This is a genomic window from Pseudomonas sp. LBUM1659, from assembly GCF_059716045.1.
The window spans coordinates 3,596,037-3,614,670 of the sequence record NZ_CP166797.1; the positions used below are offsets into that span (position 1 = coordinate 3,596,037).

The following is an 18,634-nucleotide window of genomic DNA, read 5'->3' on the forward strand; positions in this document are numbered from 1 at the left end:
GCCAATTTTTTTCATGCGGTCAGGATGACGATCATTGACGATAAAGTTGACTATTCTTGGGTGATTGAATGTACATCACAACGCGTGAGGCCCCGCATGGATGATCCAAACCACAAACCGCCCACCTTCTGGCAGATGCTGCACAGCGTCATGGCCGCCGCGTTCGGGGTGCAGAGCGGGAAGAATCGGACCCGGGACTTCACTCACGGCAAACCGAGTCATTTCGTGATTCTGGGGATTTTATTCACCGCAGTGTTCGCGTTGGCCCTATACGGCATCGTGCAGCTGGTGGTGCATCTGGCCGGGGTTTAGCGCATCAACGTTTGCAGATTGAACGGGTAACGATAAGACGTTGGCCGCCCCTTGGCCGAAAGTCGACGGAAGTTCACGCCATAATCCGGCGATGCCCCCAAGGTTAGCAGCTGTTTGGCTTGCGCCTTGTCGATCAGTTGCAGCAGCGGGATCAGCCGTTGCCGGCCGCCATACTGATCGAGATCCACGCCCCGCTCTTGGTCATGCAACGCCACCAGCGCCCAGCCCCCCAAGGTGAAATGACCGCCCAGCAGCACACTCAGGCGACCGTCAATAATCGCTTGTAACGCAGAGGGAGAGGCGTTGACTGCGCTGAAAAACGCGTCTTTGCCGGGTTGCCCACCTGTCTCGGCGAATGCCTGCATCGCGCCGAAGGCCATTTCGTCGTTGGCTGACCATATCAGCGAGACTTTCGGATAGCGCCGGAACAACATTTTCGCCTGCTCATAGGCGCGGTCACGGGTCCAGCCGCTATATACCAATTGGCGCAAACGTACTTCGGGGTGCTCGGCCAAGGCGCGCATCATCCCTTGCTCGCGCAGTTGCGCCGAAGGTGTGATTTTCAGACCGGAGAACGCCAGCAACTCAATGGGCTGATCTCCCGCCGCCGGTGGATGCTGGCGGATCAGCTCTTTGAGCATCAGGTAACCGCCTTCCTCGTCGTTAGGCACCAAACTGGCCAATTGTTCCGCACGCTCACCTAACAGGCTTTGCTGGCCAGGCGTCAGCGATGCATTGACCATAAACAGCTTTACACCGCTGCCTTGAGCCAGACGCACGATCTGCGGGGCGACGTACTGTTCGTTGGCGAAAATCAGATAGTCCGGGCGATCAGGCCCTTGCAACGCCAGACGGGCTTGCGCCACCGTGAGTTCAGGCATGCGCTGAGAATAAAGAATCCGCAGGTCGATACCCAAATCTTTGGCAGCGGCCTGCATGAATTGCGAGTAGCTGAGCCAGTAGGCTTCCTGTGTGGAGCCGGGGCTCAGGAACAGCACCGATTCCGCCCGCGCAGCCGGTCCGTAAACCACGCCCAGCATCAGCAGGAAGATGTAGAAAAACTTCAACATTAACGTCCGAGCCCCCGGAAATTCCGCCGCGCATTATAGCCAGTGAAATTCCGTAAAACGGCGTTTATTCCGGTTATTGTCCGACAATCGTCGGAACGGGACCCGGACGGGGTCGGTTATTGATGGCTGACCCAGAATACCGCTGTGCCCACGACCAGGATGATCAGAAACAAGATCGCCCAAGCATCGACCGTACTGTCAGGCTTTGTAGCTTTGGTAGGGTTGCTCATTGCATCGCCTCTTGTCGGTTTTATCGGTGATTGCATAAAGACTCGACCACAGTAAAGACGACGATTGCCCGCACCACAAATAAGGGTTTAGTCATAACGTTTCCTGTTAGTCACTTTGGTTCTTTACATATACTCAAACATCACTTTTGCGCATAACCGCAAACTGGTATCTTGCCCCGGCTCCCTAGGGAGCGCGCGGCCGTGCGCGCAGAATTGCAGAGGCTCTTTCGGACTCCGGCAAGCACAAAAACGCAGCTGTATCCGAGCGACCCAAGCCTGAGAACAGGACTTATATGTACGTATACGACGAATACGATCAGCGGATCATCGAGGACCGCGTCAAGCAGTTCCGTGATCAGACCCGACGCTATCTGGCAGGGGAGCTGAGCGAAGAAGAATTCCGCCCCCTGCGCCTGCAAAACGGGCTTTATATCCAGCGTTTCGCGCCGATGTTGCGAGTGGCGGTGCCTTACGGCCAACTGACTTCGCGTCAAGTGCGAATGATGGCCAAAATTGCCCGCGACTATGACAAGGGCTATGCCCATATCAGCACCCGGCAAAACGTGCAGTTCAACTGGCCGGCCGTGGAAGATATTCCGGACATTCTCGCTGAACTGGCGACTGTGCAGATGCACGCGATCCAGACCAGCGGCAACTGCCTGCGCAACGTCACCACCGACCAGTTCGCCGGTGTCGCCGCCGATGAATTGATCGATCCGCGCCCATGGTGCGAGATTGTCCGTCAGTGGACCACGTTCCACCCGGAATTCGCCTACCTGCCGCGTAAATTCAAGATCGCTGTCAACGGTTCGACATCTGACCGTGCCGCCATCGAAGTCCATGACATTGGCCTTGAGCCGGTGCACAACGCCGCAGGCGAGTTGGGCTTCCGAGTATTGGTCGGTGGTGGTCTGGGCCGTACGCCGGTGGTGGGTGCGTTCATCAATGAGTTCCTGCCGTGGCAGGACCTGTTGAGCTACCTCGACGCCATCCTGCGGGTCTACAACCGCTATGGCCGTCGCGACAACAAGTACAAGGCGCGAATCAAGATTCTGGTCAAGGCGCTAACACCTGAAGTCTTTGCGCAAAAGGTCGATGCGGAAATGGAACACCTTCGTGGTGGCCAGACCACGCTGACCGAGGCCGAGGTGCATCGCGTCGCCAAGCACTTCGTTGACCCGGAATACAAGGCGCTGGACAACCAGACCGCCGAACTGGCCGAGCTCGACCAGCAGCACCCGGGTTTCGCCCGCTGGCGCACGCGCAATACCCTGGCGCACAAGAAGCCGGGCTATGTGGCCGTTACCCTGTCCCTGAAGCCAACCGGTGTGGCACCGGGCGACATCACTGACAAGCAGCTCGACGCCGTGGCCGACCTGGCTGATCGTTACAGCTACGGTCAACTGCGCACGTCCCACGAACAGAACATCATTCTGGCCGACGTGGAACAGTCCCGACTGTTCGCGATGTGGGGCGAGTTGCGCGAACAAGGTTTCGCCACGCCAAACATTGGCTTGCTGACCGACATCATCTGCTGCCCGGGCGGTGACTTCTGCTCGCTGGCCAACGCCAAGTCGATCCCGATTGCCGAATCGATCCAGCGTCGCTTCGACGACCTGGACTACCTGTTTGACATCGGTGAACTGGACCTGAACATCTCCGGCTGCATGAACGCCTGTGGTCACCACCACGTCGGCCACATCGGCATCCTCGGGGTGGACAAGAAAGGCGAAGAGTTCTACCAGGTATCCCTCGGTGGCAGCGCCAGTCGTGACGCCAGTCTGGGTAAAATCCTTGGCCCGTCCTTTGCCCAGGAAGCCATGCCTGACGTGATCGAAAAGCTGATCAACGTGTACATCGAACAACGTACCGAAGACGAACGCTTCATCGACACCTATCAGCGTATTGGCATCGACCTCTTCAAGGAGCGCGTCTATGCAGCGAATCATTAAAAACAACGAGGTCGTCGACGAAACCTGGCACTTGCTGCCAAAAGACGCGACCCTCGACGGTATTTCCAACTGCGACGACCTGATCGTACCGCTGGCCCTGTGGCGTGACCATGGTCACGCGCTCAAGGCCCGCGACGGCGGCCTGGGTGTGTGGCTGGATGCCGATGAAGAAGCTGAAGAAATCGGAGACGACGTCAAGTTTTTCAAGGTCATCGCCTTGAACTTCCCGGCATTCACCGATGGCCGCAACTACTCCAACGCCCGCCTGCTGCGTGACCGTTACGGTTTCAAAGGTGAACTGCGGGCGATTGGCGATGTGCTGCGCGATCAATTGTTCTACCTGCACCGCTGCGGTTTCGATGCGTTTGCAATACGCGCCGACAAAGACCCGTACGAAGCCCTGGAAGGTCTCAAAGACTTCTCCGTGACTTATCAGGCCGCCACCGACGAGCCGCTGCCACTGTTCCGTCGCCGCTGATGGTCAAACCTTGAACCCCTTTCGGGGTTCAAGGCTCAACTCCTGCTTCAAATTAAAGATTGGCACGCTCCTCCAGTGCCCTGAAAGCCGCCATCGGATGATCAAAACGCCCGCTGCTGCGACTTAATCGATTCCACATTTGCTCGGACGCATCGGCCTCGGTCAACAATCGCCAGACTCTCGTCTGTAGCGACAAATAACTGACCTGAAAGTCGGCTGTCAGACTCAGCCTGTCTGTGACGGCTAAAAACCGTGTGCCGGAAGGTTTGCCTGCCAGTCGTTGCCAAAGGGCCTGTCGGGACTGTTGCAACGCTACGTCGTAATCTCGCAGCCATACAATCGCCGAGCCATAGTTGGCACCGGGCGCGCTGAGCCATAAATTGATTCCTGTTCGCTCTCTATGGCTGACCAGCCGGCGCAGCGTGTCCTCGTCTGTCAGCGGATTCCCCAATAGCAGCACACGATCATCTTCGACTGCCTGGTTTATAACGGCAGACGGTATCCGGGTGATTTGGTTATCCCGTAAATCCAGAGACGTCAGATAGGGCTCATCCTTGATACCGATCGGGCAGCGGGTGATTTGTGTGTTTCTCAGGTTGAGCTGACGCAGATCGTCCATACCCATCACCAGCGGTGGCACACCCAAAGGGTTATCGCTCAAGTCCAGCGCTTGCAGATGGGTCAGGTCACGCAGTTGTGAAGCGGCACTGTCAGTGAATACCAACTCAGTTGCTCGCAGGTTCAGAGAGCGAAGGCGTGTCAATTGACCGATTGCCAGCGGCAAAGATCGACCTGCGTCGCCAGCCACGAAAAAATGACGCAAGTCCACGCTCTCCAGATTCAAAATCTCGAGGTTGGGGAAGCTCTCGAAAAACCCGTTCAAACTCTCCTGCTCGGTCAGATGAAAGCCTCCCATCAACAGCTCGGTCACATCGTCGAAACCGACATTCAATGTGGGCAGTCGGTGGTAATTCTCAAAATTCATATCCAGCGTGGCATGTGGAGAGCCTCCACGCTTTTGCCAGATGGCGACCAGCTCTTCGGCGAGCTCAGTCCTTAGGGCGCGCTCGTCTTGCCGCTCATCCATCAGGAGCTGGACGTTGTATGTTGCGATCTGTGCTGGGCTCAAATCCGCTGCCGCTGCGTCGCCAACTGTCAGAAAGGGAAGCACCATGTCATCAACATCATCGACGACCTGATCTATCCAACTGCTCAAATCGGTATTGAGTTGCTGTAACTGCTGCGTCAACCCATCGATATAGACCTGAGCGTTATTGCCCACGCGTTGCAGTACTTCATCAGCCTGCGCAGAGGTGAAGTCGGGGTAAATATCCTTGAGCTGCAATCTCATCATCTCGCGGGTCATGGCTTCGCCTTGAGGCGTCGACGGGTGACCTCCGCCGCGCAACCCCTGAGGCTCAAACGTCAGCCCGCTGTCCATCCTTTGCAACCCGAGCAGGGTTTGCGAACGAGGCAGCGCCACCGCGCCGACCTTTTGTCGCAACTCATTGGCAGGATCTTCAGACGTCAGGTGTAACGCCGAGCGTTCGTCCTTTGACAGGATGGCGAGGACAGCCTCGTAGAAGTCCGATGGCAAGGCCGGGGACTGATAGCCGTCCTCTGCCCTGATGAGGATTCGAGTGTTTGCCGCATCGAGTGGACCGCAGCTGTCCAGAACTCGCCCGGAAGGCGAATGGTCAAGAATGTTTATCCGAAGATTTTTGGGCCACCCGGGCACATTCTGGAGCGAGTGCAAAGCCAGAGTGTCCGTCTCGGCATTGGCGGCCGCCCCAAGGTAAAGGCCTTCGTAGGCACGATTCAGGCGCACATGCAGCTGGTACTGACGGGCCTTGCTGTCCAGGCGTTTGAATACGTGCCTGACCTCGCTGACGTCGGGCATCGCACGGATGTCTACACCGTAGCGGTCGAGCATTTGCTCGATGGCATTTTTGGGAAGCCCCGGGTATTGGCGTTGAAACAGCTGGACCCATTCATGCTCCGATTGCTGCAGCGCAGCGTAACGGCTATTGAATAACCCGGTTTGACCGGTCGACCCCAGCTCCTGATCGAGTTTGAACCGACTGATCGTATCGGCCAGCAACGGAGTCGGTGGCCGGCCGGTGTTCATCAAGCGCAGCATGTCGTCGTCTACTGCGCTGACCTTGCCGATCTGCGCCAGGACTTCGTCGCTGAATGACGTTACTGAAGGGCCGATGCCGCGGATCAACTCCAGCCGCGATAGCCTGGAAGGTGCTGCCACACTTTCCTCGGCCGGCGTTACGAAGGCGACGTGTTCACTTGGCCCAAGTGCTTTGGCCTCAGCCCTTCCAACGCTAACATCCGCCCCCGCGCCTGCCAGCGGCAGCGCATTGAGCAAGCCAAACACCGTGCGCGTTACGCCCTCTTTGCGCTGGCCCGGCGTTTCACCGTTCACGGCCTGATCCAGCCCGTAACCGGCGTCGATGAGCCCGGCCAGCGCCAATACGCCCTCTCCCCCCGGTACAAACAGTGCCAGCGGCCCAAACTGGTTTATCCATTGCACGAGCGGTTCAACAACTGCGCTCAAATTGTCACGGTTGACTTGCGCGTCGTTCCGAATGGTTTTGACGCTCTCCCAAGCCGCCTGCTTCATGTTCAATACCAACTGTGCAAACGGATCGGTCGCATGGCCTTGATCGTCGAAGCCGATGTACTCGGCGGGATCCCAGTAACCATCATTGTTGAAGAAGCCGGCATTGTTCGTCAGCCAGTGCTTTTTCGGGTAAATCGCCATGCCGTCCAGCGCCGTCAACACGCCTGCGTGGAACGTGCCGTCCTGTCGATCGTCTTCGATAAAATGCGCGGCCAGCGCCTGCTTCGTGGCACTGGCGTTGCTTTGTTTCACCACCCATTGCTGCAACTGCGAAACGTCGGCGAAGTCATGCAGTGGTGAAGAATTGCCCGGGATGTACATCAACACCCGGGGGCTGGCGGCGACACAAAAGGTCCAGATGTCGGTCGCAGTGTAGCGATACAGCTTTAATCGGCTCGCCGTGACCGTGGGTGGAGTTCGGGTCGGTGCTTTCAGCGATTCGATCGTCAGGGTTTCCCATGCCTGATCCACCGGCAATCCTGCTGCCTGCATCGCGAGCTTCAGGCCCTCTTCACTCAGGCGTTGTTCTTGTCGCTGCAACCAGGCGGACATTGCAAATGCCGCTATGACTGACGTCCTGAACCCATAGGCTTGCGGTGCCAAGAGCACCTCGTCAGACGGCCAGGCCTGATCGAGATACGCCTTGTACAAACCCTGCAAATCCAGTTCCCAGACCCATTTCTTGAAGTCGGCGGGTTTTAAGCGAATTTGCGACAGCGGCCCGTAGGTTTGCGGGGTCGTTTGGCGATAAATGCCTTCGTAGGTCTGGTGATTGCCGCTGCCGTGGTCAGCGAACTCGTCGACATGCTGCACGATTCGAACAGAAGGCCCTAGGTCCGGCGGGGTATACAGGCCAAATGCGGTTTCCGCGAAACGTCCGTCTCCCACGGTTTGATAATTGGAAAGCAGCGCTTGCAGCAGCGATTGCGAGCTCGCCACTTGCCCCTGCTGAATGCCACCCTGTGCAGGATGGCCCTTGTAGTCGTAATCGAGCGTGACCAGCAAGGCAGTCTGCGGATCGATATCCGCCCCCCACTTTTCCTTGATCAAGCGGGCGCCAAATTGACCAGGGGTTTGCGGCAGTGCGATGTTCACAGCGGCGTTAAGTTCGTCGCGCATTCGTAGCGGGCCGGCGGCGATGTAATGATTGAGGTCGGTCATGTGCATTCCTTTGCGAGCATTTGGAACATCACCCTACCTCCCCGCCATTCAATCGGATGCAGGAACGGGTCGACAGCCGGCTTAGGAGATTTCGCAAGTTGAGGAAGGAATGTGAACGGAGCTGAAGCGCTCTGTCCCCCACAAAAAAAGAAACCGGGACATGAGCCCCGGTTTCTTCTTCAAAACGATGATGCGCTGGCGATTACCAGAAGCGTTGCTGGGTCAACCGGCTCCACCAGGTCAGCAAAACGCGATCGACCGAACCGCTGGCCGCCATGCCAATACGCTCTTGCAGGCTTTTTCGCTCGGCGTAGTGCAGGTGAAAGAGTTCGGCATTTTTTGCCCGTTCGGCGAGGTATTCATCGCTGGTTTTGAGTTCGTCGACCAGTTGCTTGTCGAGAGCTGCGACACCGAGCCAGACTTCACCGGTGGCCACGTCATCGATGGCCAGTTGCGGGCGATAACGCGAGACGAAGTTCTTGAACAGCTGGTGGGTAATGTCCAGGTCTTCCTGGAATTTCTCGCGACCCTTTTCGGTGTTTTCGCCAAACACGGTCAGGGTGCGTTTGTATTCGCCGGCCGTCAGCACTTCGAAATCGATGTCGTGTTTTTTCAGCAAGCGATTGACGTTGGGCAGCTGCGCCACCACACCGATCGATCCGAGGATCGCAAACGGGGCGCTGATGATCTTCTCGCCGATGCACGCCATCATGTAGCCGCCGCTGGCGGCGACCTTGTCGATGCAGATGGTCAATGGCACGCCAGCATTGCGAATGCGCGCCAGTTGCGAGGACGCCAGGCCGTAGCTGTGAACCATGCCGCCACCGCTTTCCAGACGCAGCACCACTTCATCCTTGGGCGTGGCAAGCGTCAGCAGCGCAGTAATTTCGTGGCGCAGATTCTCGGTGGCCGAGGCTTTAATGTCGCCGTCGAAATCCAGCACGAACACGCGTTGTTTGGACTCGTGGGTTTTCTTTTGCTTTTTCTCGGATTTAGCCTGGGACTTGCGCAAGGCCTTGAGCTGGTCCTTGTCGAGCAAGGTTTGCTCCAGGCGTTCGCGCAGCCCTTTGTAGAAATCATTGAGTTTGCTGACTTGCAACTGGCCGGCCGACTTGCGTCGACCTTTGCTGCGCAACGCCGCAAAACTGGCCAGGACCACCAGAATGGCGATCACCAGTGTCACGGTCTTGGCCAGAAAACCGGCGTATTCGGACAAAAACTCCACAGTGACTCCTTCATTACGATGCGCGGCTTAAACACGCGCGGGATGTGTTCAGCATACCCATGCGCCAGCTCGGCGACCAGACGTGAAACCTCTGGCAACAGCCCTGGAGCAGCCATTTCAAACAAGCGTATGTTTTTTCATTGACAGCTCACTGCCATCCTCATAACCTCGCCAAACCTTCAACGTACCGGGACGACGCGGACGTGGGCAGTATCTATTTGATTCGACATGGCCAGGCCTCCTTTGGTGCAGACGACTATGACGTCCTGTCGCCGACCGGTATTCGCCAGGCAGAAATCCTCGGCCAGTACCTGGTCGAACTGGGTATCAGCTTCGATCGCTGCCTTTCGGGCGACCTGCGCCGCCAGCAACATACCGCCAATAGCGCGATGGAACAGTACGCGGCCGCGGGCCTGCCAGTGCCGACCCTGGAAATCGATCCCGCGTTCAATGAGTTCGACGCCGACGCGGCGATCCGCGCGCTGTTGCCGGCCATGCTGGACGATGAGCCCGAAGCCCTGGACATCCTGCGCAATGCCGCGCAAAACCGCGCCGAATTCCAACGCATCTTTGCCTTGATCATCGAACGCTGGCTCACCGGCTCCTATGACACACCGGGCCTGGAAAGCTGGCTGGGCTTTGTGGAGCGTGTGCACGGCGGACTGCAACGAATTCTGGAAAGCGCCGACAACCATCAGAAAATCGCCGTGTTTACCTCCGGCGGCACCATCACGGCCCTGCTCCACCTCATTACACAAATGCCGGCCAAGCAGGCATTTGAGCTGAACTGGCAAATCGTCAATACCTCGCTCCACCACCTGAAGTACCGTGGTCGCGAGGTAGCACTGGCTTCCTTCAACAGTCATGCACATCTGCAACTGCTGAAGGCCCCGGAACTCATCACGTTTCGCTGAGTCCGGATTATTGTGACCCTGGCTGTAATCACCCAGCTCTTATTACCCCAAAAAGGATCGAACCATGACCTCCGTAGCTGATGCCGTACAAGCAATGAAAGCCAAGTTCAACCCAGCCGCTGCTGCCGGCGTGGACCTGGTTTTCGGTTTCCGCATCGACGAAGAAAAGAACTTCTCGTTGATCGTTAAAGATGGCACTTGCGACCTGCAAGAAGGCGTGAATCCTGACGCTCAAGTGACTCTGGTCATGGACGGCGAAACCCTGGAAGGCATCGTTGACGGTTCGACCGACGGCATGCAAGCGTTCATGGGCGGCAAACTGCGCGCTGAAGGCGACATGATGCTGGCGATGAAACTGTCCGAACTGTTCCCGAGCTAAGACGGCGGCTCCCGACCTTCGGGAGCCTGTCTGGCTATCAACGAATCCCGCCCCTTGTGGCGGGATTCGTCATTTTCCGCCCCCGGAAAACGCCCCGCTGCGGATTCACCGTCTATATTCCTTCTGGCCGCATGCGTCAGAGATCGGCTGTTTGCCCCCGACTGATTTTACGCGGAGCACGGCCATGAGCCCACCTGACGACCCTGACGGCTTTAACCGCCGACGTGTACTGCAAGGCCTTACGGTTGGTGCTGTCGGTGCCTGGATCAGCCCGCTATTCGCAGGGAGTAAGACCATGCCCGATACCCCGGCCGACCTCATTCTGTACAACGGACGCCTGCACACCGTTGATCGCAAAAAGCCCCAGGCCAGCGCTGTCGCGATCAAGGACGGGCGCTTTGTGGTGGTCGGCAGCGATGCCCAGGCCATGGCCCTGCAAGGCCCCGGTACGCAAATCGTTGACCTGCACGGCCGCACGGTGGTTCCCGGCCTCAATGACTCACACCTGCATTTGATCCGGGGCGGCCTCAATTACAACCTCGAACTGCGCTGGGAAGGCGTACCGTCTCTGGTCGATGCCTTGCGCATGCTCAAGGACCAGGCCGATCGCACACCCACGCCGCAATGGGTGCGGGTGGTCGGTGGCTGGAACGAATTCCAGTTTGCCGAGAAACGCCTGCCGACCCTCGATGAACTGAACAAAGCAGCGCCGGACACCCCGGTGTTCGTCCTGCACCTCTACGACCGCGCCCTGCTCAACCGCGCGGCACTGAGGGTGGTCGGCTACACCCGCGACACGCCGAACCCACCCGGCGGCGAAATCCAGCGCGATGCCAATGGCGATCCCACCGGCATGCTGATCGCCCGGCCGAACGCGATGATTCTCTACTCGACCCTGGCCAAAGGGCCCAAGTTACCACTGGAGTACCAGATCAACTCAACCCGTCAGTTCATGCGCGAACTTAATCGACTTGGCATCACCAGCGCTATCGATGCCGGTGGCGGTTATCAGAACTATCCCGACGACTATCAAGTCATCCAGCAACTGGCCAAAGACCAACAACTCACGGTGCGCATCGCCTACAACCTGTTCACCCAGAAACCCAAGGAAGAACTGACCGACTTCAAAAACTGGACCAGCACTTCTCACTACGGCCAGGGCGACGATTTCCTGCGGCACAACGGGGCCGGGGAAATGCTGGTGTTCTCGGCGGCGGACTTCGAAGACTTCCTCGAACCGCGCCCGGACCTGCCGCAAACCATGGAACAGGAACTGGAACCGGTGGTGCGGCATCTGGTGGAACAGCGTTGGCCGTTCCGTCTGCACGCGACGTACAACGAATCCATCAGCCGCATGCTCGACGTGTTCGAGAAGGTTAATCGCGACATTCCGTTTAACGGTCTGCCATGGTTTTTCGACCACGCCGAAACGATTACGCCGCAGAACATCGAACGGGTAAAAGCCTTGGGCGGCGGCATTGCGATCCAGGACCGTATGGCGTTCCAGGGTGAATACTTCGTCGACCGGTATGGCGCCAAGGCGGCTGAACATACGCCACCGATTGCGCGCATGTTGGCCGAGGGCCTTCCGGTCGGCGCCGGTACCGACGCCACCCGCGTTTCCAGCTACAACCCCTGGACGTCAATGTATTGGTTGGTCAGCGGCCGCACCGTCGGTGGATTGGAGCTGTACCCGCAAGGCTTGAGCCGCGATACGGCGCTTGAGCTCTTCACCCACGGCAGCGCCTGGTTTTCCTCGGAACAAGGCAAGAAGGGTCAAATCAAAGTCGGGCAATTGGCGGATTTGATTGCGCTGTCGGCGGACTACTTCCACATCGAAGATGAAGCGATCAAATGGATCGAGTCGGTGCTGACCATTGTTGATGGCAAGATTGTCCACGGCACCCATGAGTTCGAAAAACTCGGGCCGCCGCCGATCCCTGTGGTGCCTGAATGGTCGCCGGTCACCAAGGTGCCGGGGCACTGGAAACACCTGGCGCCGATGACCGCGCAGGTTCATCAATGTGCAGGCGCTTGTGCGGTGCATGCGCACAGCCATGAACGGGCGCGAATGTCATCAGCGCCGGTCAGTGACTTCCAGGGATTTTGGGGAGCGTTTGGCTGTTCGTGTTTTGCGTTTTGAACAACGATCCCGCAAACACCGATCATCCACTGTGGGGGCGGGCTTGCTCGCGAAGGCGTCGTGTCAGTCGGCATCAATGTTGAATGATATGCCGCCTTCGCGAGCAAGCCCGCTCCCACATTAGATCTGTGTACGCCAGTCGATCAGGGTTGTAGCAACAACGCGATCAACGCACTCCACCCGGTCTGATGGCTGGCCCCCAGTCCGCGTCCGGTTTCCCCATGAAAATACTCATGGAATAACACCAGATCGCGACTGGCGGGATCCGCCTGCAACTGCGGATACGCCGCCATTGACGGCCGATTGCCCGTTTCATCGCGAAGGACAAGCCTGGTCAGTCGTTGACTCAAGCGGTCGGCGACCTCTTCCAGTGACGCCAGAAACCCCGACCCCGTAGGGTATTCCACCGAAAAGTTCTGATCGTAATAGCGATGAAACTCGCGCAGGGATTCGATCAGCATGTAGTTGATCGGCATCCACACCGGCCCGCGCCAGTTGGAATTGCCACCGTACAGGCGTGATTCGGATTCTGCCGGCTCGTAATGGGCGCACAGCCGGTTACCGTCAATCTGCAAGCCAAAAGGTTGCTCGGCGAAAGCTTTGGACAATGAGCGAATACCGAACCCGGAGAGAAACTCGCTTTCATCGAGCATGCGCTTGAGCAGGTCCTTGGTGCGCTCACCACGCAACAATGCCAGTAGCATCCGGTTGCCTTCGCCAGGTTCGGTCCAGCGTGAAACCAGGCTGGCGAGATCCGGGCGGTGACGCATAAAACCGAGTAAACGCTCACGCAAACCGGGTAAACCTTCATGCTCGTGTTGCTCCAGCACCTGCACGGCAAACAGAGGCATCAGGCCGACAATCGAGCGCAAGCGCAGCGGTTCGTTCACACCACCGGGCCGGTGCAAAACGTCATAGAAAAACTGGTCCTGCTCGTCCCACAGCCCTTCGGCGTCGGAGTCGACCCGATTGATTGCCCCGGCGATGTAGAGAAAATGTTCGAAGAACTTCACCGCTATATCGACGTAAACGCTGTTGCGCTTGGCCAACTCCAGCGCGATGCGCATCAAGTCCAGCGCATAAGCGGCGACCCACGCCGTACCGTCGGCCTGATCCAGCTGATATCCGGGCGGCAATAGCGCCGAACGATCGAACAACGCAATATTATCCAGCCCCAGAAAACCGCCCTGAAACAGGTTGCGGCCTTCGGCATCCTTGCGATTGACCCACCAGGAAAAGTTCAGCAGCAGTTTGTGGAAGATTCGCTCGAGAAAATCCATGTCCCCTGTGCCGGTCAGCGCCTTGTCCTGCTGATACACCCGCCAACAAGCCCAGGCATGAACCGGCGGGTTAGCGTCGTCGAAACGCCATTCGTAGGCCGGTAATTGGCCGTTGGGGTGCATGAAGCGGTCTTTGACCAGCAGCAATAATTGATGCTTGGCGAATCCAGGATCGATCAGCGCGAAAGCCACAGCCTGAAAGCCCAGATCCCACGAGGCGTACCACGGATACTCCCACGTGTCTGGCATGGAGACGATGTCGAAATTCGACAGGTGTCGCCAATGCGCATTGCGAATGTGCGAACGCCCGGAAGGGGGCGAAGGTTGCGCCGGATCGCCGTCGAGCCACTGATTGACGTCGAAGTAATACAGCTGTTTCGACCAGAGCAGCCCGGCCAGCGCCTGACGCTGAACATTACGTGCATCGGGATCGCCGATGCCGGCTTGCAGGGCCGCGTAAAAATCATCGGATTCAGCGCGACGCCGCTCGAACAGTGTTGTGACATTGACCCGAGCCGCGCCGGTCGGGGCGAAACGCAGGTAAACGCATCGGCTTTGGCCCGCCTCGAACGTCAGGGTGAAATGCGCTGCTACCCGGGTTCCAGTGTCATGGCGGATCGCATCGTTGTTGCCAGCGACCAGAAAATCATTGATGCCGTCCTTGAATGGACCACTCGCCGCCACGCCATCCAGTTTGGGGAAGTTGCTCTCGTTGTTGCAGAACAACCATTGGCAGTCTTCCTCGCCCCAGGCGCTGGCCTGCCGATCGGCGAGTTGCGGGTGCCGGGCCAGAACCTCATCACCGCTGTGAGTGAGGCTCGGTCGCAGCCCGTCCGCCGCCCAACTCCAGGTGTTACGTGCCCAGAGTTGCGGCAACACGTGCAGCCGTGCTGGCTGATCGGATCGGTTGTGCACGGTGACGCGCATGAAGACGTCATCTGCTGCCTGTTTGGCGTATTCCACCGTCACGTCGAAATAACGGTTGTCTTCAAACACGCCGGTATCGAGGATTTCATACTCGGTATCGGCCAAGCCACGGCGAGCATTTTCGGCCACCAGGTCCGCGTAGGGGAATTCGGCCTGCGGGTACTTGTAGAGCATGCGCATATAGGCATGACTGGGCACGCCATCGACGTAGAAATACAGCTCTTTGACGTCCTCGCCGTGATTGCCTTCAGCGTTATTCAAGCCAAATAGACGCTCTTTGAGAATCGGGTCACGCTCATTCCATAAGCCCAGCCCCAGACACCAGTGCTGAGCCTTGTCGCAAAATCCGGCAAGCCCGTCCTCGCCCCACCGATAGGCCCGGCTGCGGGCGTGTTCATGAGGAAAATAGCGCCAGGCATCGCCGTCGGCGCTGTAGTCTTCGCGCACCGTGCCCCATTGGCGTTCGCTCAAGTAAGGCCCCCATTCGCGCCACGCCTCGGCATCAGCGCCCGCCAGACGCTGGCCTTCAGTGGTATCGAGGATATTTGCTGCGTGCTTTGCCGTCATGGGTGGGGTCGCAGGGCAGGAGACGTTTGCAGTGTAGTGCGCACGCCCCACCAGCAATGTGAAAACTATGACAACTGCACAAACCTGTGGGAGTGCTCCTACAATGCCCACACTTCCTGCAACGGCTTTCCCATGGACATCGACCTCGCTCGCACCTTTCTTGAAATCGTCCGCCACGGCAGCCTCGCCGCGGCGGCGGAGAAGCTTCACGTCACCCAGACCGCGATTACTGCCCGCGTGCAGAAGCTTGAAAGCCATCTGGGCAGCACGCTGTTCGTGCGCAACCGCGCCGGCGCGCGTCTGACGCCCAATGGCGAGGCCTTTGTGGTGTACGCCAATCAACTGGTCGAGACCTGGGAAGCGGCACGCCGGGATTTACCGCTGCCTGAAGGTTACCGGGATGTGCTGCACATCGGTGGCGAGGTCAGCCTGTGCAATCCGTTGATGCTCCGTTGGGCCGGCGAACTGCGCGAGAAGATTCCCAGCCACGCCCTGCGCCTGGAAATCCGCGATGGCGAAAACCTCTTGCGACAATTGGAGCTGGGCGTGCTGGATGCAGCGCTGGTCTATCAGCCGGAGTACTGGCCGCGCCTGCAAGTCGAGCAGGTGCTGGAAGAAAAACTGGTGCTGGTGCGGTTGACCAGCAAACCCGACCCATACGTGTACATCGACTGGGGCCCGGAATTCCGCCGCCAGCACGATGCGGCCCTGCCGGAAAAAGCCAAGGCCGCGTTGAGCTTCAACCTCGGCCCACTCGGTTTACAGTACATCCTGGAAAACGGCGGCAGCGGCTACTTCCGCACACGCGTGGTCCAGAGTTATGTGCAAAGCGGTGTACTGGAACCTGTACCCAAGGCCCCGGAATTCAATTACCCGACCTACCTGGTGTATTCGCGCGATCGTGATTCGGTCACCCTGCAACGGGCGTTCGATTTGCTGCGTGAGGTGATCCAGTCCGATGACGACTGGTCGCAGCGCTGGAATCCGCTGAGCTGACACACCGCATCATGGCGTTTGTGTCCTCTAGTTGTGCAAGCCTTTGCGGGCAGATCAGCTAATCTGCTGGCTATAACAATAACCAGAGGTGAGCGCAGTGAGGCAGACCGTCCAGGCATTCCGCAGCCGCTATCGCGCCGACATTCATCCCCTCTACAACCCGTGGCTGCACGGCGCTTTTGTGCTGGTTTTCGGGGTGCTGGCCATCGGCGGATTCTGGGGCGCCGTGCATCAGGTCAAGCCGCTGGAATGGCTGGCGGTGCCGATCACGTTGTTGTTCTTCAACTTCGGCGTGTACGCGGTGCATCGACATCTGGGTCATCACAAAAAGAGCTTCGCGCGGATGTTCTACGCCCGTCATGCCGGCGACCATCACAGCTTTTTTGCACCCGGCCACATGACCTACGACAGCGCCCGAGACTGGCGAGTGATTTTGTTTCCAGCCTGGCTGATCGTGGTGTACACCGGCTTCATTGCCCTGCCCTTGTGGTGGCTGCTTGACCGGTTTGATGCCAACGTCGCCGGCCTGGTGGGCGGCTGTCTGGTCCTGGGTTACCTGACCTATGAAGTGTTTCATGCTTGCGAGCACCTGCCACCCGGCAACCCGGTCACGCGATTGCCGTGGATTCGCCAGATGCGCCGCCTGCATGAACTGCATCACCGCCGCGAGCTGATGCAGGAGCGCAATTTCAACATCGTGTTTCCGCTGATGGATTACCTGTTCGGCACCCTCTACTGGGAGCCGGATCATGCCCCCCTGCCCTTGACGAGAACGCCCATGACCCACATGCAGCACCAGATCGCTATCGCAGGAAACCCGATTGACGTGCTCGCCTACGCCAGCACCGTCACCCGTTGGCCGGAGTGGCATCCGTCTTCCCTCAAGGTTGACGGTCAGGCCGGCCCGTTGCACGCCGGCTCACGGTTTGAGGAAGAGATCAGGGCCGGCGGCCGCGACGGGCACCTGAGTTGGGAGGTCAACGAATACCTGCCGGGGCGCCGTTGGAGTGCTCAGGCGAGGGGTGATCACGGGTTGTCGCTGGTGGTGACTTACGAATGCGCGGCCGCGGGTAATGGCACGCAATTTATCCGCACCCTGGAATATCAGTTCTCAGGTGTCGGGATGCGCATCGCCAATCAGCTATTGCTCAAACGGCGCATCGAACGTGAATCCGCCGAATCGATGCTGGCCTTGCGGGAGATGGCGCAAAAACAACTGACACCTGCCGGAGCCAACGTGTGAGAAAAATCATCAAGTTCCGGCAGGTGCTGGCACTGCTCTTGATTGCCCTTTGCGCCTTCCTGTTGCTGTTCCCGACCAAGGTGCAACCGGTCTCCTGGAATCCGCCACCGGCGCCCTCCCTCACCAGCGGCGTCTACGCCGACAATCAGCGCCTCAAAGGCGTGGAGCGTGTCGGGCCGGGTGACATCGAGGGGCCGGAAGCGCTGCTGCTGGAGAGCGACACGCTGATCACCGGCCTGCATGACGGCAGGTTGATTCGCACGAGCATCGACGGCAAAGAAACCAAAGTGCTGGCCGATACCGGCGGCAGACCCTTGGGCCTGGCGCGTCACCCCAATGGTTTGCTGGTGATCGCGGACGGCGTTAAAGGCCTGCTTTCACTGGATGCCCAAGGCCAATTGATACCGTTGACCACCACGGCTGGCGGCGTGCCGTTTGGTTTTACCGATGATGTGGTCATCGACACGTCCGGGCATTTCGCCTATTTCAGCGACGCCTCCAGCCGTTGGGGCTATGGCAAGGATGGCGAGGCGATCATCGAACATGGCGGCGATGGCCGTTTATTGCGTTATGACTTCCAGACCGGGAAAACCGACGTGCTTCTGGACAAGCTGGAGTTTGCCAACGGCGTCACGCTGGGCCCGGACGACAGCTTTGTTCTGGTCAACGAAACCGGCGCTTACCGTATCAGCCGCTATTGGCTGACCGGGCCGAAAGCCGGCACGCATGACCTGTTTATCGACAACTTGCCGGGGCTGCCGGACAACCTCGCGTTCAATGGCCGCGACCGCGTCTGGGTGGCACTCTACGCGCCGCGTAGCGGGCTACTCGACCGCACGGCGCCGCACCCTTTCGTGCGCAAGATGATCGCTCGGGCGATGACGGTGCTGCCTAAACCAGTGGAAAAACGCGCCTTTGCCCTGGGGCTGGATCTGGACGGCAAAGTGATTGCCAATTTGCAGGACGCCAGCACGGGTAATTATTCGCCGATCACAACGGTGCGTGAGTATGGGGACTGGCTGTACTTTGGCTCACTGAAGGCGGAAAACATGGCGCGGTTGCCGCTCGCCACCGCCCTCCAGAAATAACACACCCCTTTGGGAGCCGGGCTTGCCCGGCTCCCAA

General features: G+C 58.5%; 13 protein-coding genes. 9 read left to right on the forward strand and 4 right to left on the reverse strand.

Annotated features, from left to right (window positions below; translation table 11 throughout):
* The first annotated feature begins 96 nt into the window (after positions 1-96).
* Positions 97-312, forward strand: a complete 216-nt coding sequence (locus ACA048_RS16225) for a DUF2970 domain-containing protein (RefSeq protein ID WP_497625331.1) — start codon at positions 97-99, stop codon at positions 310-312.
* Here the strand turns inward: ACA048_RS16225 and ACA048_RS16230 are convergent.
* Positions 309-1,382, reverse strand: coding sequence for an ABC transporter substrate-binding protein (locus ACA048_RS16230; RefSeq protein WP_497625332.1), 1,074 nt, complete (start codon positions 1,380-1,382; stop codon positions 309-311). The genes ACA048_RS16225 and ACA048_RS16230 overlap by 4 nt on opposite strands.
* A gap of 523 nt (positions 1,383-1,905) precedes the next feature.
* Here ACA048_RS16230 and ACA048_RS16235 point away from each other — a divergent pair.
* A complete protein-coding gene (locus ACA048_RS16235) occupies positions 1,906-3,564 on the forward strand; it encodes a nitrite/sulfite reductase (protein WP_497625333.1) in 1,659 nt (552 codons plus the stop codon).
* Entirely contained in the window at positions 3,548-4,042 is a 495-nt protein-coding gene (locus ACA048_RS16240) for a DUF934 domain-containing protein (RefSeq protein WP_497625334.1), read from the forward strand. The genes ACA048_RS16235 and ACA048_RS16240 overlap by 17 nt, the downstream gene beginning before the upstream one ends.
* A gap of 52 nt (positions 4,043-4,094) precedes the next feature.
* Here the strand turns inward: ACA048_RS16240 and ACA048_RS16245 are convergent, their stop codons facing one another.
* Positions 4,095-7,835 (reverse strand): dermonecrotic toxin domain-containing protein, encoded by a 3,741-nt coding sequence (locus ACA048_RS16245; RefSeq protein ID WP_497625335.1) that lies wholly within the window; start codon positions 7,833-7,835, stop codon positions 4,095-4,097.
* 202 nt (positions 7,836-8,037) lie between these two features.
* Entirely contained in the window at positions 8,038-9,060 is a 1,023-nt protein-coding gene (sohB, locus tag ACA048_RS16250; RefSeq protein ID WP_497625336.1) for a protease SohB, read from the reverse strand.
* Positions 9,061-9,263: 203 nt separating this feature from the next.
* Here sohB and ACA048_RS16255 point away from each other — a divergent pair, with 203 nt between their 5' ends.
* The 3 genes from ACA048_RS16255 (at position 9,264) to ACA048_RS16265 (ending at position 12,496) form a co-directional block, all read left to right on the forward strand.
* Positions 9,264-9,974, forward strand: coding sequence for a histidine phosphatase family protein (locus ACA048_RS16255; protein WP_497625337.1), 711 nt, complete (start codon positions 9,264-9,266; stop codon positions 9,972-9,974).
* Positions 9,975-10,038: 64 nt separating this feature from the next.
* Positions 10,039-10,353, forward strand: a complete 315-nt coding sequence (locus tag ACA048_RS16260) for an SCP2 sterol-binding domain-containing protein (RefSeq protein ID WP_497625338.1) — start codon at positions 10,039-10,041, stop codon at positions 10,351-10,353.
* A 295-nt stretch (positions 10,354-10,648) separates the two neighbouring features.
* Positions 10,649-12,496 (forward strand): amidohydrolase, encoded by a 1,848-nt coding sequence (locus ACA048_RS16265; RefSeq protein WP_497629879.1) that lies wholly within the window; start codon positions 10,649-10,651, stop codon positions 12,494-12,496.
* A 143-nt stretch (positions 12,497-12,639) separates the two neighbouring features.
* Here the strand turns inward: ACA048_RS16265 and ACA048_RS16270 are convergent, their stop codons facing one another.
* Positions 12,640-15,270, reverse strand: a complete 2,631-nt coding sequence (locus tag ACA048_RS16270) for an MGH1-like glycoside hydrolase domain-containing protein (protein ID WP_497625339.1) — start codon at positions 15,268-15,270, stop codon at positions 12,640-12,642.
* A 132-nt stretch (positions 15,271-15,402) separates the two neighbouring features.
* Between ACA048_RS16270 and ACA048_RS16275 the strand changes: the two genes are divergently transcribed.
* The 3 genes from ACA048_RS16275 (at position 15,403) to ACA048_RS16285 (ending at position 18,597) form a co-directional block, all read left to right on the forward strand.
* Positions 15,403-16,266 (forward strand): LysR family transcriptional regulator, encoded by an 864-nt coding sequence (locus tag ACA048_RS16275; protein WP_497625340.1) that lies wholly within the window; start codon positions 15,403-15,405, stop codon positions 16,264-16,266.
* A gap of 97 nt (positions 16,267-16,363) precedes the next feature.
* Positions 16,364-17,509 (forward strand): sterol desaturase/SRPBCC family protein, encoded by a 1,146-nt coding sequence (locus tag ACA048_RS16280; RefSeq protein WP_497625341.1) that lies wholly within the window; start codon positions 16,364-16,366, stop codon positions 17,507-17,509.
* A complete protein-coding gene (locus tag ACA048_RS16285) occupies positions 17,506-18,597 on the forward strand; it encodes an SMP-30/gluconolactonase/LRE family protein (RefSeq protein WP_497625342.1) in 1,092 nt (363 codons plus the stop codon). The genes ACA048_RS16280 and ACA048_RS16285 overlap by 4 nt, the downstream gene beginning before the upstream one ends.
* Positions 18,598-18,634 lie beyond the last annotated feature (37 nt).